General features: G+C 66.3%; 20 protein-coding genes. 16 read left to right on the plus strand and 4 right to left on the minus strand.

The features are described 5' to 3' along the window. Positions 1-753: a thymidine kinase gene (locus QNO00_RS12025; RefSeq protein ID WP_284024659.1), complete on the plus strand. Its 753-nt coding sequence runs from the start codon at positions 1-3 to the stop codon at positions 751-753. Between the two features lie 102 nt (positions 754-855). On the opposite strand, the gene sepH is transcribed toward QNO00_RS12025, so the two are convergent. After that, a complete protein-coding gene (sepH, locus tag QNO00_RS12030) occupies positions 856-2,334 on the minus strand; it encodes a septation protein SepH (protein WP_284024660.1) in 1,479 nt (492 codons plus the stop codon). A gap of 339 nt (positions 2,335-2,673) precedes the next feature. Between sepH and QNO00_RS12035 the strand changes: the two genes are divergently transcribed. Next, positions 2,674-2,976, plus strand: coding sequence for a DUF4193 domain-containing protein (locus tag QNO00_RS12035; RefSeq protein WP_229966913.1), 303 nt, complete (start codon positions 2,674-2,676; stop codon positions 2,974-2,976). A gap of 73 nt (positions 2,977-3,049) precedes the next feature. Here QNO00_RS12035 and QNO00_RS12040 read toward each other — a convergent pair whose 3' ends face one another. After that, positions 3,050-3,514, minus strand: a complete 465-nt coding sequence (locus QNO00_RS12040) for a DUF3093 domain-containing protein (protein WP_229966912.1) — start codon at positions 3,512-3,514, stop codon at positions 3,050-3,052. 245 nt (positions 3,515-3,759) lie between these two features. Here QNO00_RS12040 and dut point away from each other — a divergent pair, with 245 nt between their 5' ends. Genes dut through QNO00_RS12060 form a run of 4 tightly spaced genes read left to right on the plus strand, consistent with a single transcriptional unit; the run spans position 3,760 to position 6,114 of the window. Next, a complete protein-coding gene (gene dut / locus QNO00_RS12045) occupies positions 3,760-4,209 on the plus strand; it encodes a dUTP diphosphatase (protein WP_229967001.1) in 450 nt (149 codons plus the stop codon). Between the two features lie 60 nt (positions 4,210-4,269). Continuing rightward, the gene (locus QNO00_RS12050; protein ID WP_284024661.1) at positions 4,270-5,034 is read left to right on the plus strand and encodes a DUF3710 domain-containing protein; all 765 of its coding nucleotides are present in this window, start codon (positions 4,270-4,272) and stop codon (positions 5,032-5,034) included. Between the two features lie 4 nt (positions 5,035-5,038). Further along, on the plus strand, positions 5,039-5,398 hold the full coding sequence (locus QNO00_RS12055; RefSeq protein ID WP_229966910.1) for a hypothetical protein: 360 nt from the start codon (positions 5,039-5,041) through the stop codon (positions 5,396-5,398). Next, a complete protein-coding gene (locus tag QNO00_RS12060) occupies positions 5,395-6,114 on the plus strand; it encodes a DUF3159 domain-containing protein (protein WP_284024662.1) in 720 nt (239 codons plus the stop codon). The genes QNO00_RS12055 and QNO00_RS12060 overlap by 4 nt, the downstream gene beginning before the upstream one ends. Before the next feature lie 53 nt (positions 6,115-6,167). Here QNO00_RS12060 and QNO00_RS12065 read toward each other — a convergent pair whose 3' ends face one another. Further along, on the minus strand, positions 6,168-6,836 hold the full coding sequence (locus QNO00_RS12065; protein ID WP_229966908.1) for a potassium channel family protein: 669 nt from the start codon (positions 6,834-6,836) through the stop codon (positions 6,168-6,170). Further along, positions 6,833-7,507 carry a potassium channel family protein gene (locus QNO00_RS12070; RefSeq protein WP_229966907.1) on the minus strand — a complete coding sequence of 225 codons (675 nt, stop codon included), beginning with the start codon at positions 7,505-7,507 and terminating at the stop codon, positions 6,833-6,835. The genes QNO00_RS12065 and QNO00_RS12070 overlap by 4 nt, the downstream gene beginning before the upstream one ends. 137 nt (positions 7,508-7,644) lie before the next feature. Between QNO00_RS12070 and QNO00_RS12075 the strand changes: the two genes are divergently transcribed. The 10 genes from QNO00_RS12075 (at position 7,645) to QNO00_RS12120 (ending at position 20,734) form a co-directional block, all read left to right on the plus strand. Continuing rightward, positions 7,645-8,955: a class I SAM-dependent RNA methyltransferase gene (locus QNO00_RS12075; protein WP_229966906.1), complete on the plus strand. Its 1,311-nt coding sequence runs from the start codon at positions 7,645-7,647 to the stop codon at positions 8,953-8,955. A gap of 324 nt (positions 8,956-9,279) precedes the next feature. Continuing rightward, entirely contained in the window at positions 9,280-12,105 is a 2,826-nt protein-coding gene (locus tag QNO00_RS12080) for an aconitate hydratase (protein ID WP_229966905.1), read from the plus strand. A 181-nt stretch (positions 12,106-12,286) separates the two neighbouring features. Further along, complete coding sequence (gene dxs / locus QNO00_RS12085; RefSeq protein WP_229966904.1) at positions 12,287-14,260, plus strand: 1-deoxy-D-xylulose-5-phosphate synthase; 1,974 nt, start codon at positions 12,287-12,289, stop codon at positions 14,258-14,260. 55 nt (positions 14,261-14,315) lie between these two features. After that, positions 14,316-15,164 (plus strand): SDR family oxidoreductase, encoded by an 849-nt coding sequence (locus QNO00_RS12090; RefSeq protein ID WP_284024663.1) that lies wholly within the window; start codon positions 14,316-14,318, stop codon positions 15,162-15,164. Positions 15,165-15,245: 81 nt separating this feature from the next. Then, entirely contained in the window at positions 15,246-15,569 is a 324-nt protein-coding gene (locus QNO00_RS12095) for a hypothetical protein (protein WP_284024664.1), read from the plus strand. A 62-nt stretch (positions 15,570-15,631) separates the two neighbouring features. Beyond that, the gene (locus tag QNO00_RS12100) at positions 15,632-16,609 is read left to right on the plus strand and encodes an aldo/keto reductase (RefSeq protein ID WP_284024665.1); all 978 of its coding nucleotides are present in this window, start codon (positions 15,632-15,634) and stop codon (positions 16,607-16,609) included. A gap of 356 nt (positions 16,610-16,965) precedes the next feature. Beyond that, on the plus strand, positions 16,966-17,652 hold the full coding sequence (locus QNO00_RS12105; RefSeq protein WP_284024666.1) for a DNA alkylation repair protein: 687 nt from the start codon (positions 16,966-16,968) through the stop codon (positions 17,650-17,652). Between the two features lie 76 nt (positions 17,653-17,728). Next, entirely contained in the window at positions 17,729-18,544 is an 816-nt protein-coding gene (locus QNO00_RS12110) for a ribose-phosphate diphosphokinase (protein ID WP_284024667.1), read from the plus strand. 10 nt (positions 18,545-18,554) lie between these two features. After that, positions 18,555-20,093, plus strand: a complete 1,539-nt coding sequence (locus QNO00_RS12115) for a nicotinate phosphoribosyltransferase (RefSeq protein ID WP_229966898.1) — start codon at positions 18,555-18,557, stop codon at positions 20,091-20,093. Further along, positions 20,090-20,734, plus strand: coding sequence for an NUDIX hydrolase (locus QNO00_RS12120; RefSeq protein WP_284024668.1), 645 nt, complete (start codon positions 20,090-20,092; stop codon positions 20,732-20,734). The genes QNO00_RS12115 and QNO00_RS12120 overlap by 4 nt, the downstream gene beginning before the upstream one ends. Positions 20,735-20,902: the final 168 nt, after the last annotated feature.

Genomic DNA, 20,902 nt, shown 5'->3' on the forward strand with positions numbered 1-20,902 from the left:
GTGGCTGAGCTCGTCTTCTTTTCCGGAACCATGGACTGCGGCAAGTCAACGCTGGCGCTGCAGATGGATTACAACCACAGCGCCCGCGGCCGCGGCGGCATCCTGTTCAGCCGCAACGACCGCGCCGGGGACTCGGTGATTTCCTCCCGGCTCGGACTGCGCACTCCCGCGGTGGAGGTCACTGACAGCACTGACTTCTGGAACGAAGTAACGAACCGCCGCGGCGCCGGATTCGCCGTGGACTACCTCATCTGCGACGAGGCACAGTTCTACTCCGCCGAACAGGTGGAGCAGCTGGCCCGAGTGGTGGACGAACTGTGCGCGGATGTTTTTGCCTTCGGCATCACATCGGACTTCCGGACCCGGCTCTTCCCCGGATCCCAACGGCTGATCGAGCTGGCCGACCGGATGGAAGTGCTCCAGGTGCGCGCCCTGTGCTGGTGCGGCCGCAGAGCCACCCACAACGCCCGAACCGTGAACGGAATCATGGTGGTGGAGGGGGACCAGGTGGTGGTCGGAGACGTCGGAAAGCATGCTCCGGCGGCGGTGCCCGCGGAGTCCGCCGCCGTTGCGGAGGAGCCGTTGTTTGCCGCGGAGGCCGTACGGAGTGCGCCGGTGGTCGGTTATGAAACCCTGTGCCGCCGGCACTACATGCGGCGGGTCACTGCACACAAAGCTGAATCGATTGCTGAGCTGGCACCCGGCTCCGCCACGGATCTCGACGTCTGCGCCGTGCCCCCGCGCGAAGCCTGAACCCCGGTTCCGGTCCTGCCGGGAGCCACTCCGCGGCAGGACGGCCGGTGTTCGGCTGGTGGGGACCGGGTGGAAGAGTTGGCCAGACGTTGGAAGAGCTGGCTAGTCGCCCTTGGTGCCGAAGACGATGTCGTCCCAGCTGGGAACCGAGGAGCGCTTGGGCTTGATGCCCCGCCGGTCGGCGGAGTCTCCGCCCTTCGTTGCGTCGTCGGAGCCCGTGACATCGTTCTTCGGAGCGCCCGAACTCATCCGGTCCCAGGGGAAGTCGGTCCGGCCGCTCTTTCGTCCGGCGGGCTTGGCCTTGCCCCGGCCGGCCGGAGCGGCCCCGCTGTCGGGGGTTGCCTTAATGGACTCAGCCGCGGCAGGCGCCGCGGCCTTTTTGACCGCGGGGGCCTCGGGCGCCTCAGCACCGGCGGTCGCCTCGGTGCCGGTGCCGTCGTTGGCTTTGGCGATGTCGGCGGACGAAGAGGCCGGATCCATGCCGTTGCCGGAACCCTTGGCTGAATCCTTTCCGGAAGCAGCTGCCGTTTCGCCGCGGCGGCGGAACGGGCGGGCGAGGACACTGATTTCCCGGGTTCCCGGGTTGACGCCGTCCGACAAACGGAGCGAGTCCGGCGCATCGGGGGCCTCGATTGCCTCAGCGGCGGCCGGAGCCAGCGAAAGGCGTCCGGTGCGCGGGCGGCTGGAGCCGGCGTCGTCGACCTCGGGGCGTCCGTCACGGGGATGGGCGGCCGGGATGCCGCCCTTGGCCAGCAGGGTCGCCAGGGCATCGTCGCCGTCTTCATCAGCGCCGAGGCGCTGGCCGCGGCGGGACCGCAGGACCTCGAGCAGATTGTCGGTGTCCTCGTCGCCGTCCTCGGACGCGCCGTCGGTCTCCGCCGGTGGCACGGCCTCGAAATCAAAAACCCGGTCGGCGACGGCGGTGAGCCGGCGGGACGGCACGGGGGAGTCCAGCGGTTCCAGCTCGCTGAGCAGCTGGGCCCAACGGTTGGAGTTGGAGACGCTCTTGCGCAGCGGGCTGAATGTCCAGCGGGCCGGGGGTTCCTCGCCCACCGACACCTGGGAGTCGTTCCCCAAGTCGAAGCGCGCCACGACGTCCCAGGTGGAATCCGGGCGCCGCCAGGCATCCCATTCCACGCTGTCAGGGTCCACGCCGAAGGCCTTGAGTCGGTGGTTGACCATGTCGCCCAGATTGACGGGGCTGTCACCGAAGGTGCTGCGGTAGCCGTCATGGGTCGCTGAGAGGGGGGCGGCAACTTCGACGCCCTGGGCCTGGCGGGCCACATAATCGCGTTCCGCGCGAACGGGACCCTCGTAGCGGCGGATGTGGGCAAGGTCCAGGCCCGAGATTTCCGCGACCTCTTCTGCGCTGGCGCCGGACCGGATGCGCGCCTGGATGTCACGCGGAGTCATGGCCGGGCCCTCGGGCCGTTCTGCCGCTGACGTGGAGCGGTGCACCGGTCGGGATACTGCCACCCTGAGCGCTTCGTCCATCCGAAGCCGGAATGTTTCCCCACCTTTACCGCTGAGCAGCAAATGCTCGCCACCCTCATGGACACCCACGAGACGTAGATCCTGCATGAACCAATCCTCCACCCGTTAGCAATACCTTCTTGAAACAATGCCATCCGGAAGGCCGAACGCCTACTGTTTGCAAGGGTGTGGCGCGGTTCGGCTGCTCACGGCGGCCTGTTTTGAAGCCTGGGCTGCGTCCCGGGTTTTCACGTTTGCCGGGTTCAGTGCCGGGGCAGGGCTCAACTGTGGCTATTTTCTCCACCCTCAGCAAAAATCTCTGGTTTACGGGCACAAAAGGGAACGCCATGGCGTTGATACCTCCGAGCCAAAGAAGCAAGCTGGTCTAGCTACCGGCTGCAGCTCATTCAACCCACAAGACTCGACCGGATGGTGAGAGTACGGATTATGGCGACTGACTACGATGCGCCGCGCAAGACAGACGAGGACATCAGCGAAGAATCCCTGGAGGAACTAAAGACCCGCCGGACCGCCGGCACGCAGTCGGCGGTCGTGGATGAAGACGAGGCCGAGGTCGCTGACAGCTTTGAGCTCCCCGGAGCGGACCTCTCCGGGGAGGAATTGCTGGTGCGGGTGCTGCCCGCGCAGGCTGACGAATTTACCTGTGCCTCCTGCTTCCTGGTGCGGCACCGGTCCCAGATCGCGGCGGAGAAGGACGGGCTGTACTACTGCATCGACTGCGAGGGGTGATGCCCGCACGGTTCAGGCAGCACCCGGACGGGTCCGGGGCTGCCTTCCCCCTTGCCGGTTCGGGATGCGAAGGCTAGCTGCTGAGCGCCTGAACCAGGTCTTCGGGGTGGCGGGTGGACGTCAGCCAGTACGGGGTGCGGTCAGCGGGATCAGTGATTTCGATTCGGACCACCGGCGAAATCCAGCCGCGGAAACACATGAAGGCAGTGCCGTTGAGCCCGCGGCCGCGCTGGAACGTCGCCTCGTCCCCGCGGAAGCCCTCCACCGTTCCGATGTAGCGCCGTTCGATTTCCGCCCGGCCCACCTGGAGGGTGTCGGCGGTAACCCGAATCACGGGCGTGCTGACCAGCAGCATGGTGGTAATGATGATCAACACGACAACGGCAGCGATGATCCCGGCCTCCAAGCTGACCGGCAGGAGGACGAGGATGCTTGCGCACGAGGCAAAGAGGACGAGCAGCCAGACGCCGAACGAGGGCAGGAGCCGCTCGGAGTACAGCACGGTGTCGGGGGACGTCTGGGCAGAGGGGGATGACATGACTCCAGCTTGGCACCTTTGGCCCGGCATTTCATCTTGGGGCCAGGCCGGGAGAAACGGGCCGCACGGCGTACGGAGAGGCGGCAGGAAAACGCGCTAAAGTGAGGTGCGGTATTCCCGGGCTACTTCCGGGGTGCGTGCGCGGCTCCCCGCGGGAAGCAATCCGCAGGAAGCAACCCGCGCAGGACCACACGAGGATCACACGAGGGAAGTCGGAGACACCGGTGCTTGAAACAGCCCCCACTATGACCGTGCAGCTGAAAATGCTCGACGACGGGCTGGAACCGCCGTCGTACGCGCATCCCGGCGACGCCGGCGCCGACCTTCGCACGCGCATTGATTTTGTGCTGGAGCCGGGTGAGCGGCTGCTCGTTCCCACCGGGGTGGCACTGGCGCTTCCCTTCGGTTACGCGGCGTTCATTCATCCGCGCTCCGGCCTGGCCACAAAGCACGGCCTGACGGTGGTCAACGCTCCCGGAACTGTCGACGCCGGTTACCGCGGCGAGATCAGCGTTACGCTGCTGAATACCGACAAGTCCCGGCCGATCAGTCTGAACCGGGGGGACAGGATTGCCCAGATGGTGATCCAGCGGGTGGAGACGGCTTCGTTTGAGCTGGTGGACGAGCTGTCCGACTCCGTTCGCGGCACCGGCGGATTCGGTTCCACCGGCGGTTTTACAGCACTGCCTGCCTAGAGCGGCTGTCCGGGGGGTCAGCAGTGTGCGGCCCTCCCTATGAGAGAGAGGAACCCGGTCATGGCATTTGGGCGACTGAAGAAGAACAAGCAGGACAAGCAGGAACAAGACACGCAGGACCAGGAAGGCCCGGAACAGAACAGGCAGGGGAACGACGGCGCCAAGTCGCCGTCCGCCGCCGCCTCCGGCGCGGCTGAAGCCGACGGCGGAACGCCCGCGACCGGCCCCTGGGATGCCGCGGACAAGCCGTCCGAAGAGGGCTACGTTGACTTGGGTGCCCTGCGCATTGCCTCGGCCGAGGGCCTTCAGCTGCGTCTTGAGGTGGAGGAGAAAACCCAGCGGGTGGTGGCAGTGACGCTGGACCTGGACGGATCGAGCCTGCAGCTGCAGGCCTTCGCTGCTCCGCGTTCCGAGACGCTGTGGGATGACATCCGCGGCCAGATCGGCACATCGGTGGGGTCGCAGGGCGGCACCGTAGATGAGCTCGACGGCGTTTTCGGCACCGAGCTGCTGGCCAAGGTTCCGGCTCAGGCCCAGGACGGGTCCAAGGGATACCGAGTGGCCCGCTTTGTGGGCGTTGACGGTCCGCGCTGGTTCCTCCGCGGCGTGTTCGGCGGCCCCGCGGCCCTCGACCCGCAGGCCGCCGGTCCGCTGGAAGAGGTCTTCCGGAACGTCGTCGTCGTCCGAGGCGAGCAGCCGCTGCCGCCGCGGGACCTGCTGCAGCTGCGACTGCCGCGCGATGCTTCGCCGCTGCCGCGGGCCGCCGACGGCAGCGCCCGTCCCGGTCCGCCGAAGCGCGGACCCGAGATTACGACCATCGGCTGACCTGGTGCCCTCGAACCGCCCGGCCTCGCCGGGAAGCCGGGATGAGCCGGTCCCCGTCAGCGCTGTTCCGCAGCGCGGCCGTGTCTACAGCGGCGGCTATGTGCAGTCCATTACCGTGGTTCCGGCAACGGATCCGCCGCGTTTCACCGCCATGGTGGAGGACGTGGACGCGGTATACCGCGACCCGATGTCCCGCAAGGTACAGCCGAAGGTCCGGCTGGTGTGGGTTGGCCAGCGCCGCGTTCCCGGAGTTGTTGCCGGCACCCGGCTCGCCTTCGAGGGCATGGTCAGCACGGTGGACAGCTACCCCACCATCTTTAATCCACGCTACGAAATTATCGGACGACCGGAGAACGAGACATGACTGATCGAACCGGCAGCGAACTGCCCGCCAGCCCGCAGGAGCCGTCCTTCGGCGACGTTGCCGGCGCCTACGCGGCCAAGGCCGGGGTGGAACGCGGCGATGACGGGCAAATCGATGTCCTCAAGTCGGTCGGCGGAGTCCGCGGCCTGGCCGAGGCCATCGTCCCCGGGCTCCTGTTCACGCTGATCTTTACGCTCACATCCGGGCTGTATGTCTCATTGGGGGCGGCCGTGGCCTCGGCTGCCGTGTTCTCAGTGGCCAACCTGGTCCAGAAGCGCCCGTTGATGCAGTCCCTCACCGGGGTGATCGGCGTCGTGATCTGTGCCGTTGTGGCGCTGCGCAGCGGAAGCGGGACCGAGTTCTTCCTTCCCGGCTTCTTCCTCAACGCCGGCTACATCCTGGCGTTCATCGTGTCCATCGCCGTCCGCTGGCCCGTGGCCGGACTCCTGTTCGGCTTCATCCGGGGCGAGAACCTGGAATGGCACGCCGACCGCAAGCGGATCCGCGCCTATGCACTGGCGACGTGGATCATCATTGCCGTGTTCGCGCTCCGGCTGGCCGTGCAGCTGCCGCTCTACCTGGCCGACAACGTGGCCGCGCTGGGCACGATGCGCCTGGCCATGGGGGTGCCGCTGTATGCGCTGGGCCTGTGGCTGGCGTGGATGGTTTCGCGCCCGCTGACGCCCCGGGACGTTTCGGAGCGCCAGCCCGGCTAACTCAGTGCGGCCAACTCAGGCCGGCCCACTCAGTGCGGCCAACTCAGGTCCGGCTAGCCGGGCCCGTCGGGGAGCAGCACCGCACGCAGCTGGTCCTCGGCCGCAATCGTGCAGATGAAGAACAGCTCATCCCCGGCTTCGATCACGTCATCGTTGCTCGGAGTGATCGGGGCATCGTCGCGCAGAATCGCCGTGACCGTGGTGTCCATCGGCCAGTCGATCGAACCGAGCGTCTTGCCGGTAAGCGGTGAATCCGCCGGAACCGTGAACTCCACCATGGAAGCCACTCCGCTCTGCAGCGTCAGCAGCCGCACCAGGTCTCCCACTTCCACTGCCTCCTCCACGAGCGCGGTCATCAGGCGCGGAGTGTTCACGGCGACGTCGACGCCCCAGGAATCATCGAACATCCAGTCGTTCTTGGGGTTGTTCACCCGGCCCACCGTGCGGGCCACGCCGAATTCGCTCTTCGCCAGCAGCGACACCACCAGATTGACCTTGTCGTCACCGGTGGCGGAGACCATGACGTCGGCCTCGTCCAGATTGGCGTCCTTCAGAGTGGTCAGCTCGCACGCGTCACCGATGAGCCACTGGGCATCCACCAGCCCGCTTCGCGCCATCACCTCGGGCTTCTCATCGATGAGAAGGACCTGGTGGCGGTGCGAGAGGAGTTCCTTGGCAATCGAGGACCCGACGCTGCCGGCTCCGGCAATGACGACTTTCACTGGTTCTCCTTATAAGGCGGTACGGAGAGGATGCGGCTGATTTCGCTGGTGCGCTCCACGTTCATCATCGCGTGCAGCACGTCGCCCTGCTGGTAGCTGGTGTCGGGACGGGGGAGCGTTCCCTCGCCGAAGCGGGTGACATAGGCAATGCGGACCCCGGCTGCCTGTTCGATTCCGCTCAGCGTGGTGCCGAGCCAGCCCTCGTGCAGTGACAGCTCGCCCAGGATCAGGCGGCCGGAGGACTCCCGGAAATCACCGTTGATGCTCTGCTCCGGCAGGATGCGCCGCAGCACCTGGTCCGCGCTCCACCGGACGGCGGCGACGGTGGGGATGCCAAGCCGCTGGTAGATCTCGGCGCGGCCGGGGTCGTAGATCCGGGCCACCACGTGCGGCACATGGAAGGTCTCGCGGGCGACGCGGGTGGCAAGAATGTTGGAATTATCACCCGAGGAAACGGCCGCAAAGGCGTACGCCTCCTTGATCCCCGCCTCAGTCAGGGTGGTGCGGTCAAAGCCGACGCCGGTGACCCTCCGGCCCGTGAAGGTGCTGCGCAGACGCCGGAAGGCCCTTTCATCCTGGTCAATGACGGCCACCGTGTGCCCGGCATTGTCCAGCGTGTGGGCCAGTGACACGCCAACGCGTCCACACCCCATGATGACGTAGTGGGCCACCTGCTACCTCGGTTCCTGATGATCGATAACGAAAAAAGCCAAAGCGCCAGCATAGACCCGCAGGCCCCGCGAATATGCACCGGCGCCGGGGCATGATGTGATGGTCTTTTAGGCTCCATCAGGAAGTATCCGGCACTATGACGACCGACACCACTCCATCCGAGATTGAACTCACCATCGGCGCCCCCGCCCACGGCGGCCATTTCGTGGCCCGCCACGAAGGACGCGTGGTCTTTGTCCGCCATGCCCTCCCCGGGGAGCGCGTCCGGGTCCGTCTGACCGACGCGGCCGACGGCGCCAGCTTCTGGCGTGCCGACGTCGTCGAGGTGCTCGAAGCAGCGCCCGGCCGGGTGGAGCACTTCTGGCCCGAGGCCGATGCGCTCCGCGCCGCCTCCCGCGGACGGCTGCCGGTGGGCGGCGCCGAATTCGGCCACATCGATCTGCCGACCCAGCGCGAACTCAAGGCGCAGATCTTCACCGAGCAGCTTCGCCGACTGGCCAAGGACGACCGCGAGGTCACCGTGGAGCCGGCGCTCGAGGAACGCGCCGACGGACTGCACTGGCGCACCCGGGCAAGCTTCTCTGTGGCTCCCGGCGGACGGCTGGCCATGCACGCCCACCGTTCCGAGGAACTCATTCCGGTACAGCGCATGCCGCTGGCCGTGGAGGCCGTCAACAACCTGCAGCTCTGGGACATCGACTTCAGCGGGGTGTCCCGGGTCGAAGTGGCCATCCCGACCACCGGCGCGCCGCTGGTGCTGCTGATTCCGGCCGCCGGCGCCCACCCCAAGGCGCTGGGCCGCATCGCCTCCGCCCTGCCCGAAGGCACCTCCATTGCCTCTTGGGACCCCGAAACCTCCACCCTGAACCGCCTGCGCGGACGCACCTGGGTGCAGGAGAGTGTCGGCGGCCACGACTACCGGGTCACCGGTGCCGGGTTCTGGCAGATCCACCGCAGCGCACCGCAGACGCTGGTCGGCGCCGTCCTGGACGGCCTGCAGATCCAGCCGGGGGAGCAGGTCGCCGACCTCTACGCCGGAGCGGGCCTCTTCACCGCACCGCTGGCCGACGCCGCCGGAGAAACCGGGCGCGTGCTGTCCGTCGAGGGTTCCCCGGCCGCGAGCCGGGATGCCCGCAAGAACCTGTTCTCCGCACCGCAGGTGGAAATCCTGCAGGGGCGCGTGGACAAGTCCCTGGCCGCCTACGAGGGCCGGCTCGACGTCGTCCTGCTTGACCCGCCGCGCGTCGGAGCCGGCAAGGACGTGGTCGGCCAGATCGATGCCGCCGCTCCCCGCGCCGTCGGCTACGTCTCCTGCGACCCGGCGTCCTTCGCCCGCGACCTGGGCTACTTCCAGGACCTGGGCTGGCAGCTCGACTCGCTGCGGGTCTTCGACCTGTACCCGCACACCCACCACATGGAATCCTTCGCGGTACTGACCCGCGCGTAAGGCGCGCAAGGGCAGGGTCTTCTGTCCGGAAGGCATATTTGGGAGGCGCCCGGCACCATGTGCCCGGCGCCTCTCGGGCATGTTCGAAGGTCACAGGGGCGTGTAACGGATACTATAAGAGCAGTTGTGCAGATCCGCGCCGTGTTGGGGAGACTTCGCCTGCTTTTTTGCGGGAAAAGTTTTCAAACGGCAGGGGGTTTTCCGGCAGCGAAAATAGTCCACCATTTTCTCAGCCGTCCCTCGTGGTGTTCCGGTTAGGGAGTCCTAACTGGCACGCCGCGGACCGCTGGACAAAGATAATACGGTGGCGAGAGGAGTCCTATTATGACTAATGTGGACAGCTTCGGATCCAAAGGCGTACTAAACGTCGGCGGAAACGAATATGAAATTTTCCGGCTGAATTCCGTCGAAGGCGCAAAGAGCCTTCCGTTCAGCCTCAAGGTCCTGCTGGAGAACCTGCTGCGCACCGAAGATGGTGCCAACATCACCGCAGACCACGTACGCGCCCTGGCGCAGTGGGATGCCAACGCAGAACCGAGCACCGAGATCCAGTTCACCCCCGCTCGGGTGATCATGCAGGACTTCACCGGCGTTCCCTGCATTGTGGACCTGGCAACCATGCGTGAAGCAGTGGCGGAACTGGGCGGAGACCCCAAGCGGGTCAACCCCCTCGCGCCGGCCGAAATGGTCATTGACCACTCCGTCCAGATCGATGCCTTCGGTAACTCCGGCGCCCTTGAGCGCAATATGGAAATCGAATACCAGCGCAACGGCGAGCGGTACCAGTTCCTTCGCTGGGGCCAGACAGCCTTTGACGACTTCAAGGTTGTTCCCCCGGGCATGGGCATTGTCCACCAGGTCAACATCGAGTACCTGGCGCGCACCGTTATGACCCGCGAGGTGGACGGCGTCCTGCGCGCCTACCCCGACACCTGCGTCGGCACCGATTCCCACACCACCATGGTCAACGGCCTGGGCGTACTCGGCTGGGGCGTCGGCGGCATCGAAGCCGAAGCCGCCATGCTGGGCCAGCCCGTCTCCATGCTGATCCCGCGCGTCGTCGGCTTCAAGCTGACCGGCGAGATCCCGGCCGGCGCCACCGCTACCGACGTCGTGCTGACCATCACCGAAATGCTGCGCAAGCACGGTGTTGTCGGCAAGTTCGTCGAGTTCTACGGCGAAGGCGTCGGAGCCGTTCCGCTGGCCAACCGCGCCACCATCGGCAACATGAGCCCGGAATTCGGTTCCACCGCCGCCATGTTCCCGATCGACGGCGTGACGCTGGATTACCTGCGCCTGACCGGCCGCTCCGACGAGAGCGTTGCCCTCGTCGAGGCGTACGCCAAGGAACAGGGCCTCTGGCACGACCCGTCCATCGAGATCCAGTACTCCGAGTACCTCGAGCTGGACCTGTCCACGGTGGTTTCCTCCATCGCCGGACCGAAGCGCCCGCAGGACCGCGTGGAGCTGACCAACGCCAAGGAACAGTTCCGCAAGGACCTGAAGAACTACGTCAACGAAACGGTCGAAGCCGAGAGCGGCACCGTCGACGAGGCACTGGAAGAGACCTTCCCCGCCTCCGACGCCCCCTCCTTCAACGCCAATGCCACGCAGATCGAGGACAAGGAACACGATCTGGTGGAGAAGGCCGACGCTCCGGCCGAACGCTCCACAAACTCGGTTCCGGTCACCATGGCCGATGGCCGCAGCTTCGAGCTGGACCACGGCGCCGTGTCGATCGCTTCGATCACGTCCTGCACCAACACGTCCAACCCGTCGGTGATGATGGCAGCAGCAGTGCTGGCACGCAACGCCGTCGACAAGGGCCTTGCAACCCAGCCGTGGGTCAAGACCTCGATCGCTCCGGGTTCCAAGGTAGTCACCGACTACTACGAGAAGTCCGGCCTGATCCCGTACCTGGAGAAGCTCGGCTTCTTCGTCGTCGGCTACGGCTGCGCCACCTGCATCGGCAACTCCGGTCCCCTGGAAGAGGAAATCTCCACGGCGATCCAGGAAGCCGACCTCGCAGTGACCGCTGTGCTCTCCGGTAACCGCAACTTCGAAGGCCGGATCAACCCGGACGTGAAGATGAACTACCTGGCCTCCCCGCCGCTGGTGGTCGCTTACGCCCTGGCCGGCACCATGGACTTCGACTTCGATGCTGACCCGCTGGGCCAGGACGAAGCCGGCAACGACATTTTCCTCAAGGACATCTGGCCGAACCCGGTCGAGGTCCAGGAAATCATCGACGCCTCCATCAACAAGGAGATGTTCAGCAACAGCTACGACACCATCTTCGAAGGCGACGACCGCTGGAAGTCCCTGCCCACCCCCGAAGGCGCAACCTTCGAGTGGGACCTGGAGTCCACCTACGTGCGGAAGCCCCCGTACTTCGACGGCATGAAGGCACAGCCGGAGCCCGTCACGGACATCGAGGGCGCCCGCGTCCTGCTGAAGCTCGGCGATTCGGTCACCACCGACCACATCTCCCCGGCCGGTTCCTTCAAGTCCGACACCCCGGCAGGCCGCTACCTGCTGGAGCACGGCGTCGAGCGCAAGGACTTCAACTCCTACGGCTCGCGCCGAGGCAACCACGAAGTCATGATCCGCGGCACGTTCGCGAACATCCGCATCAAGAACCAGCTGCTCGACGGCGTTGAAGGCGGCTTTACCCGCGACTTCAGCCAGGCCGAGGCACCCCAGGCTGCTGTTTACGATGCATCGGTCAACTACCAGGCCGCCGGCATTCCGCTGGTTGTCCTGGCGGGCAAGGAATACGGCTCCGGTTCCTCGCGTGACTGGGCTGCCAAGGGCACCGCACTGCTGGGCGTCAAGGCCGTCGTTGCCGAGAGCTACGAGCGCATCCACCGCTCCAACCTCATCGGCATGGGCGTTCTTCCGCTGCAGTACCCGGCCGGCGTCAACGCCGAGTCCCTGGGCCTGACCGGCACCGAAACCTTCGCGGTTTCCGGTGTGACCGAACTGAACAACGGCACCACGCCCAAGACCGTCACGGTCACGGCGACGCCGGAAAACGGTGAAGCCATCACGTTCGAGGCCGTCCTGCGCATCGACACCCCGGGTGAAGCCGACTACTACCGCAACGGCGGCATCCTGCAGTACGTACTGCGCCAGATCACCGCTAAGTAGTAAGCAGCACCGCCGGAGTGCCGCTGCCGCGGCCTCCGGAGAAGAGAGCCCCGGCCGCCGAGTTTCGACTCGGCGGCCGGGGCTCTTTGCCTGTTGTGGAACCGGGTGCCGCCCCGCAAGCGTTAGAGTTAAACCGTTGTGACGGTGTGCAGTGCCGTTGCCTGAAGCAGGGAGGCGCCCGTTGGGACTTCTGGAAACCATCCGTGATCCACGGGACCTGAGCCGACTCTCCACGGAGCAGCTGGAACGCTTGTCCGGAGAAATCCGGTCGTTCCTCATCAGCAATGTCGCCCAGACCGGCGGCCATCTCGGGCCAAACCTGGGCGTCGTGGAGCTGACCGTGGGAATCCATCGGGTCTTCGATTCGCCCCGGGACAGCATCGTCTTTGACACCGGCCACCAGTCCTACGTCCACAAGATCCTCACCGGCCGGCAGGACTTCTCCACTCTGCGCCAGCAGGGCGGCATGTCCGGCTACCCCTCACGCGCCGAATCGGTGCACGACATCGTGGAATCCTCCCATGCCTCGTCCTCCCTGTCCTGGGCCGACGGCATCTCCCGCGCCCGCCAGCTCACCGGCGAAGGCGACCGCTACACAGTGGTCATGGTCGGCGACGGCGCCCTCACCGGGGGCATGGCCTGGGAAGCCCTCAACAACATTGCGGCAGACCAGCGCCGCCGCGTCGTCATCGTCGTCAACGACAACGGCCGCTCCTATGCGCCGACCATCGGCGGCCTCGCCGACTACCTCGCGTCCCTGCGCCCCACCCTGGACGCCGTGCGCACCCACCGCGTCTACGAAAAAACGCTCGGCTGGTCGAAGCAGCGCCTCCAGCAGGGCGGACCCGTAGGTCGGTTCACGTACCACAGCCTGCACGCCGCCAAGCGCGGCATCAAGGACTGGTGGGCCCCGCAGGGCCTCTTCGAGGACCTCGGAATGAAGTACATCGGACCCATCGACGGCCATGACATGGCGGCCGTGGAACGCGCGCTGACCAAGGCCAAGAACTACAGCGGCCCCGTGCTCGTGCATGCCATGACCGAAAAGGGCCGCGGCTACGCTCCCGCCCGGGCCCATGAGGCGGACCAGTTCCACGCCGTCGGCATCATCGATCCGGAGACCGGCAAACCGGTGGAGCCGGGCGGCAAACAGTCCTGGACGTCCGTCTTCGCCACGGAGATCGCTGACATCGCCGACGAGCGCGAGGACATCGTCGGCATCACCGGCGCCATGCTCATTCCGGTGGGACTGCACCGGTTCGCGGAAAAGCATCCGGAGCGGGTGTTCGACGTCGGCATCGCCGAACAGCATGCCCTCACCTCCGCGGCCGGAATGGCATTCGGCGGGCTGCACCCCGTCGTCGCGCTCTATGCCACCTTCCTGAACCGCGCCTTCGACCAGCTGCTGATGGACGTGGCACTGCACAAGGCCGGCGTGACGATCGTGCTGGACCGCGCCGGCGTGACCGGGCCCGACGGCGCCAGCCACCACGGCATGTGGGACATGTCGATGCTGCAGATCGTTCCGGGACTGCACCTGTCCGCACCGCGCGACGCCACCCGGCTCAAGGAAGAACTGCGCGAGGCTGTGGCCATCAGCGACGCGCCCAGCGTGGTCCGGTTCTCCAAGGGAACCGTCGGTCCCGACGTCGAGGCGCTGGAACGCACCTCCGACGGCGTGGACGTCCTGGCCAGGCGGCCCACGGATGAGAAGTCCAACGACGTCCTGATTGTCAGCGTCGGAGCCATGGCCGAAATGGCACTGCAGGTCGCCAACCGCCTGGGCGCCCAGGGCATCAGCTCCACCGTGGTGGATCCTCGCTGGGTCCTGCCCGTGCCGCGGTCGATCATCAGCATGGCCGCTGAACACCGGATCGTGATTGTCATCGAAGACGGTGTGCGTGCCGGCGGAGTGGGCTCCCGGATCCGCCAGGAGATGCGTGCGGCCGGAGTGGATACCGCGCTCAACGAAGTCGGCCTGCCCGTCGAGTTCCTGGACCACGGCACCCGCGCCGAAGTCCTCGACCGCGTGGGCCTGACGGCACGCCAGGTCGCCAACGACGTCGTCGCCCAGGTCCTGGGCACCAAGGTTCCGTTCGCCCGGCCGCTGCCCGGCCAGGACATGCCCACCGGCCAGATCCCGAAAATCCAGTAAGCACCGCGCCGGCACAGGTTCCGCCGGCGGTGCGAAGCAGCAGGGAGGCAGCACCATGGCAGAGGACCAACCAGAGGTGGCGGTCACCGGCGCCACCGGTGCGCTGGGCGGGACCGTGGCCAGGCTCCTGGCCGAAGCCGGCATCCCGCAGCGGCTCCTGGCCCGTCACACGGCCAAGCTTCCGTACCTGCCCGGGACACCGGTGTACGCTGCCTCCTACTCCGACCGGGAACACGCGGCGCGTGCCCTGAACGGTGTCCGGACCCTGTTCATGGTCTCTGCCCATGAGAGCCTCTACCGGCGCCGGGATCACCGCACGTTCGTGGACGCCGCCGTCGAAGCCGGGGTGCGGCACATTGTCTACACCTCCTTTATGGGAGCTGCGCCGGACGCGGTTTTCACGCTGGCCCGGGATCACTGGGACACCGAGGAGTACATCAAGTCCAAGGACCTGGATTACACCTTCCTCCGGGATTGCCTTTATCAGGACGTCCTGCCCTCGTTCGTGGGGCGCGACGGCGTGCTCCGCGGCCCGGCCGGCACCGGCAGGCTGGCGGCGGTGGCCCGGGCGGACGTGGCCAGGGCTGCGGCTCGGATTTTGACGGAGCCGGACGGGCATCTGGGCAAGGTGTATACCCTGACCGGGCCGCAGGCGCTGACCTTCGAAGAGATCAGCGCGATTCTGACCCGGGTGACCGGGTCCCAAGTGACGTACTACGACGAAACCGTCAACGAGGCCCTGGAATCGCGGAGCTTGAGCGGGGTCGCGCAGTGGCAGATCGAGGCCTGGGTCAGCACATACACCGCCGTCGCCGCCGGCCGGATGGCTGAGGTCAGTCCCGACGTCGAGCGGCTGACCGGAGCCCCGCCGCAGGGGTTGGAAGACTACCTGATGCAGCGCTGAGCCCCAAGTCAGAGCCCTCGTTTGGAAACAAATGCAGTCTTCTTCGCCCCGATGCGGGCCAAGCCTGCCTAGGCTGTAAGTATGTCTGAGCCCAACCTTGACCACGTCGGCTTGTTCCTTGCTGAATGCACCCTGCGCGGCCTCGACGACACCGAGGCTGTGCCGGCTGCTGACTTGTACGGCATGTACATGATCTGGTGCGAGAACGCCGGCAGGGATCCTGCCTCCGTTCAGCATTTTTATGGCGCCGTCCGCGGTGCCGGGGTGCCGGAGGCGCGGCGGCACTCGGAACGCGTGTATGAGGGGGTCCAGCCCACAGGGCCCATCCCGATCCAGTACATTTTGGAGACGGACAAGGCGCCCGGGCCCACCAGCAATCCGTTTCCCTTCCGCAGCGCCCCGTAATCTTCCGGGAGGGCGAGTGGGGCCGGCCACATCGGAAGCGCCGATTCGGTAGCGTAGGCACCATGACTTCATACAACAGACTCGGCACCTCAGGCCTGACCGTTTCCGCAGTGGGGCTGGGCTGCAACAACCTCGGACGCCCCGGCACACGCACTGAAGAGCAGGCCGGAACCGACGCCGTCGTCAATGCCGCGATCGATGCCGGCATCACCCTCTTCGACGTGGCAGACACCTACGGCGCCGTTCCAGGGCTGAGCGAAGAACGGCTGGGCAAGGCCCTGGGTGCCCGGCGCGACGACGTCGTGCTGGCCACCAAATTCGGCATGGACATGAAGGGCGTCAACGGGCGCGACTTTGATGCGCGAGGCTCGCGGCGCTACATCGTTCGCGCCGCCGAGGCGTCGCTGCGCCGGCTGGGCACCGACTGGATCGACCTGTACCAGTTCCACACCCCGGACCCGCTGACCCCGATAGAGGAGACACTGGCGGCGCTGGACGATCTGGTCACCAGCGGCAAGGTGCGGTACATCGGGCACTCCAACCGGGCGGGCTGGCAAATCGCCGAGGCCGAATTCACTGCCCGGCTCGGCGGCTACACGCCGTTCATTTCGGCCCAGAACCACTACAACCTGCTGGACCGCCGCGCCGAACTGGAAGTGGTTCCTGCCGCGGAGGCCTACGGCCTGGGTCTGCTGCCGTACTTCCCGCTGGCCAACGGCCTGCTGACCGGAAAGTACAGTTCCGGTTCCGCTCCGGAAGGCAGCCGCCTGACCCACTCCCGGCAGAACCTGCTGGAAAGGGCCGATTTCGATCAGCTGGCCGAATTCGGTGCCTTCGCCAAGGACCGCGGACTGACCGAAGTGCAGGTGGCCTTCTCCTGGCTTGCCGCCCAGCCTGCCGTCTCCTCCGTCATTGCCGGCGCCACCACCGTGGAGCAGGTGCAGCAGAACGCCGAGGCTGCGTCGTGGGAGCCGTCGGAGAAGGATCTCGAGGAACTGGACCGGATCTTCCCGCGCGTGCCGAAGGTTGCTTTGTTCTAGGTTTCGCTTACCCGTCTCCTGGGCGGGGCGGAGGGTCCGGAACGGCGGTAACGAAAATCCTTGCTCGCAGAGCTCGCAGGATTACTAAAGCCGCCTAACCCGGACCCTCCGGCCCGTTCATGACCCGGGCTGGGTGCCGCGCTAAGTTCCGGCACCCTCCGACAACCCTTGGCGACACCGTTCACATCGGGATTTCTGCACCCGTTCCCAGTCTGTGGGGCGCATGTTGCCTGATGGTGTCACACCTGCCCCACCAGGCAACAAAGAGTGGGAACCAGTGCGCGGAACCGGCGGGGGCCTCTGATGCAGAGTGCTTTCTGAGTAGGCTGGGGCCAGCGGATGGACAGGAGCCCGAAATGGCCGAGACGACGATGAAGAGTGCCACGCTGGCTGAGGTGATGGCCGAGCTGGCCGCGTTGGAAGATCCCAAGGCACGTGCCGTCAATGAGAAGCACGGCGACGATCACGGCGTGAATCTGGGCAGGCTGCGCGCGGTCGCGAAGCGGTTGAAGACGCAGCAGGAGCTTGCCCGCGAGCTCTGGGCAACGGGTGACACTGCGGCACGGCTGCTGTCGTTGCTCATTTGCCGTCCGAAGGTTTTTGAGCGGGACGTCTTGGACTCCATGTTGCGCGAGGCGCGCATCCCCAAGGTGCATGCCTGGCTGGTGAACTACGTGGTGAAAAAGAGCCCGCATGCGGAAGACCTGCGCCTGGCCTGGTTCGCGGATCCGGACCCGGTGGTTGCCAGCGCCGGGTGGGCGCTCACCAGCGAACGCGTGGCGAAGAATCCCGAGGACCTGGACCTGCGTCGCTTGCTCGACATCATTGAGGAAGAGATGCGGGACGCTCCGGATCGCCTGCAATGGGCAATGAACACCTGCCTGGCCCAGATTGGAATCGAGCATCCGGAGTTTCGAACCCGGGCCATCAGCATTGGTGAGCGGCTGGAAGTGCTCAAGGACTACCCGACGCCGCCGGGCTGCACCTCGCCGTTCGCCCCCATCTGGATCACCGAGATCGTGCGCCGAAAGCAGGCCAGCTGACTGACTGCCCGCAGTCGAACCACACGGGCCCGCTAAATAAACTTCACATGATGTTTATTTGTGTTAGCCTGATCTCATGCTTACGACATTCGCTCAGGTCCCTCCGGGATTCACCGTCCGCTCGTCCGCCGTCGCCATGACCTTCCCCGCGGGGGAGGCGCACATCAAGGCGGATGCCGCAGCCGCCGAAACACCCCTGTACCTCTACCTCACCGGCGCCGACGCCAACGAGTACATGAGCGCAGCGATGTGGATTGATCACGCCCACCAGGGCGGCCACAAGGTCTCCGCCCTCATTCCGTACCTGCCCGGTGCCCGCCAGGACCGCGGCAACCCGTTCGGCGCCCAGGTCTACGCCAACCTGATCAACGCCATGAAGGCTGACGAAGTTGTCTGCTTCGACCCGCACTCACCGGTCATGCCGGCCCTGGTTCACAATCTGCGCATCGTCAGCCCCGAAGCCGTCATTGGCCGGGCGGTCAAGAAGGCCCTGTCCGGATACGCAGGCGTGATCTGCCCGGATGAGGGAGCCAAGTCCCGCACCGCCATCACCGCCGAGGCGCTGGGCCTGCCCCTCTTCCATGCCGCCAAGCACCGCGACTTCGCCACCGGCAAACTCTCCGGGTTCACCTGCGACGAGCTGCCTTCCGAGGGACGCTTTCTGGTCGTGGATGACATCTGCGACGGCGGCGGCACCTTCATGGGCCTGGCCGCAGCCACCGGCCTCGGCCCGGACCGCCTGGACCTGTGGGTCAGCCACGGAGTCTTCTCGGGCAACGCCGCCCAGCTCACGCAGGCCTACGGCACCGTTTACACCACCGACTCCCACCCCGGCGCAGCCAATCCCGCCGTCGGCGCCACCATCACGCCCCTGATTTCCCACCTCATCTAAGGACCCCGCCATGACCACCGCCATCGCTTCCGCGACCACCACCGCCAGTGTCACCGCCGCCCTCTTTCAGACGGATGCGTACAAGCTGGGCCATATCCACATGTACCCCGAAGGCACCACCAAAGTCCTGAGCAACTTCACCAGCCGCGGATCCCGTCTCGACGGCGTGGACCACGTGGTGCACTTCGGCCTCCAGGCGTTCCTTCAAAAGTTCTGCATCGAAGCCTTCACCCCGTTCTTCGCCGCCGACGAAGACGAAGCCTGCGCCGAATACCAGGCCGGCCTCAACGACATCCTGGGCCCGAACACCATCGGCACCGACCACATCCGGTCGCTGCACCGCCGCGGCTACCTGCCCCTGATCTTCCGCTCCGTGCCCGAAGGCACCCGGGTGCCCCTGCTGGTTCCGTCCGTGACCGTCGAGTCGACGGAGCCGGAGTTCTTTTGGCTCGTGAACTACATCGAGACCGCCCTGAGCGCCTCCATCTGGCAGCCCTCCACCGCGGCAACCATCGCCGACAAGTACCGCGGCATCCTGGATGCCGCCGCTGAAACGACCGGTACCGACCGCGGATTCGTGGACTGGCAGCTGCACGACTTCTCCTTCCGCGGGATGTCCGGCGTCGACGCCGCCGCCACCTCCGGTGCAGGCCACCTGCTCTCCTTCAAGGGCTCGGATTCCCTGGGCGCCATGGACTTCGTCCGCCGCTACTACAACTCCGCCTTCGGCACGGAGAACGGCCAGGTCCTCGGCTCCATCCCCGCCACCGAGCACGCCGTGATGTGTGCCGGCGGGCGCGACGGCGAAGAGGGCACGTTCCGCCACGTCCTCAAGGTCAACCCGACCGGCAACGTTTCGCTGGTCTCGGACGGCTACGATCTGTGGAATGTGCTGCAGAAGATCCTGCCGGCGCTGAAAGCCGAGATCATGGGCCGGGACGGCAATGTCATCATCCGCCCGGATTCCGGGGATCCCGCCGACATTGTGTGCGGCACCTCGTCCCGGCCCGGCGCCGTCGATCCCTCCCAGGCACCCTCCATGACGGAGGATCCCGCGTTCTTCGGCGTGGTGGCCCTGCTGGACGCCGAGTTCGGCTCCACGCTCAACGATGCCGGCTACAAGATCCTGAACAAGGTCCGCGTCATGTACGGGGACTCCATCACCACCGAGCGCGCAGCGGACATCACCTCCCGCCTGGAGAAGATGGGCTACGCCTCCGAGAACATCGTCCTGGGTGCCGGCTCCTACACCTACCAGTACGTCACCCGCGACACCTTCTCGTCCGCCATCAAGGTCACCTACATCGAGGTCGACGGCGAAGCCCGCAACGTCTTCAAGGACCCGATCACCGCCAAGGGGTCCAAGCGTTCAGCCACCGGACGGCTGGCAGTGACGCGGAACGAGGCCGGCGAGCTGATGCTCATCGAAAAGGCCACTCCCGAGCAGGAGGAAGCCTCACTGCTGCGGCCGGTGTGGGCCGACGGTGCCTTCATCCGCCGGCAGTCCTTCGCCGACGTCCGCCGCGTGCTCGGTAACATCGCCTCATGACCCTTCCGCAGCAACCGCTCGTTTCCATCGACATCGTTCCCTTCGTGTTCCGGAACGGTGTCCTGGAGGTGGTCCTTGCCAAACGCATCTTTGAACCGTTCCTGGGCAAGGCGGCTTTGCCCGGTGTGCTGCTCTCCCCGAACGAACGACTGGCCGAGGCCGCCGTCCGCGCGCTGGAAACCAAGGCCGGCATCGGCCAGGAATCGATCCGGAGCATCACCGGCGCAGGAGTCTTCGACAACCCCGACCGCGACCCCCGCGGGCCCACCCTCTCCATCGTGCACGCCGTCATCCTGGATCCGGAAGCACCGGCAACCGGCGGGGGAGCGGTCCCGGTGCGTGCAGCCGAGGTCAAGGATCTGCCGTTCGACCACGTCGCCATCATCGCCCGGACCGCCGGGGCAGTCCTGGATGCCCTGTGGATCGACAGGGCTTTGACCAGGGCACTGCTGGGGGACCGCTTCACCACTGCGTCGGCAGCGCGTCTGGTCCGCGAGCTCGCAGCTGCGGCCAAGCGGCCCGAACCGGTGACCAACAACCTTGGCCGGGACCTGGCCAAGAGCTCCTGGTTCATCAAGACGACGCCGGCTGCTGCCCCGTCCGGCCGCGGCCGGCCGGCAGCCGAGTGGGGCTGGTCGTAAAGGTCCTCACCGGGACTGCAACACCGGTTCCCAGTCTCTGTGACGTATGACCCCTCCTGAGGCCCCACCAGCCCCACCGGGTAACAAAGAGTGGGAACCTGTGCGCGCGCGGGGCCGCGCGTTGGCGACGTGTCCGAGCGGACAGGTCGCATCTGGTGGCTTAACGCG

Source organism: Arthrobacter sp. zg-Y1219 (genome assembly GCF_030125545.1).
Lineage (GTDB): Bacteria > Actinomycetota > Actinomycetes > Actinomycetales > Micrococcaceae > Arthrobacter_B.

Coding starts and splice junctions, on each gene's coding strand:
- QNO00_RS12075 (WP_229966906.1), top strand. CDS start 7,645: ATGACGACCGACACCACTCCATCCGAGATTGAACTCACCATCGGCGCC.
- QNO00_RS12105 (WP_284024666.1), top strand. CDS start 16,966: ATGGCCGAGACGACGATGAAGAGTGCCACGCTGGCTGAGGTGATGGCC.
- QNO00_RS12095 (WP_284024664.1), top strand. CDS start 15,246: ATGTCTGAGCCCAACCTTGACCACGTCGGCTTGTTCCTTGCTGAATGC.
- QNO00_RS12090 (WP_284024663.1), top strand. CDS start 14,316: ATGGCAGAGGACCAACCAGAGGTGGCGGTCACCGGCGCCACCGGTGCG.
- dut (WP_229967001.1), top strand. CDS start 3,760: ATGACCGTGCAGCTGAAAATGCTCGACGACGGGCTGGAACCGCCGTCG.
- QNO00_RS12050 (WP_284024661.1), top strand. CDS start 4,270: ATGGCATTTGGGCGACTGAAGAAGAACAAGCAGGACAAGCAGGAACAA.
- sepH (WP_284024660.1), bottom strand. CDS start 2,334: ATGCAGGATCTACGTCTCGTGGGTGTCCATGAGGGTGGCGAGCATTTG.
- QNO00_RS12115 (WP_229966898.1), top strand. CDS start 18,555: ATGACCACCGCCATCGCTTCCGCGACCACCACCGCCAGTGTCACCGCC.
- QNO00_RS12040 (WP_229966912.1), bottom strand. CDS start 3,514: ATGTCATCCCCCTCTGCCCAGACGTCCCCCGACACCGTGCTGTACTCC.
- QNO00_RS12060 (WP_284024662.1), top strand. CDS start 5,395: ATGACTGATCGAACCGGCAGCGAACTGCCCGCCAGCCCGCAGGAGCCG.
- QNO00_RS12110 (WP_284024667.1), top strand. CDS start 17,729: ATGCTTACGACATTCGCTCAGGTCCCTCCGGGATTCACCGTCCGCTCG.
- QNO00_RS12120 (WP_284024668.1), top strand. CDS start 20,090: ATGACCCTTCCGCAGCAACCGCTCGTTTCCATCGACATCGTTCCCTTC.
- QNO00_RS12080 (WP_229966905.1), top strand. CDS start 9,280: ATGACTAATGTGGACAGCTTCGGATCCAAAGGCGTACTAAACGTCGGC.
- QNO00_RS12100 (WP_284024665.1), top strand. CDS start 15,632: ATGACTTCATACAACAGACTCGGCACCTCAGGCCTGACCGTTTCCGCA.
- QNO00_RS12035 (WP_229966913.1), top strand. CDS start 2,674: ATGGCGACTGACTACGATGCGCCGCGCAAGACAGACGAGGACATCAGC.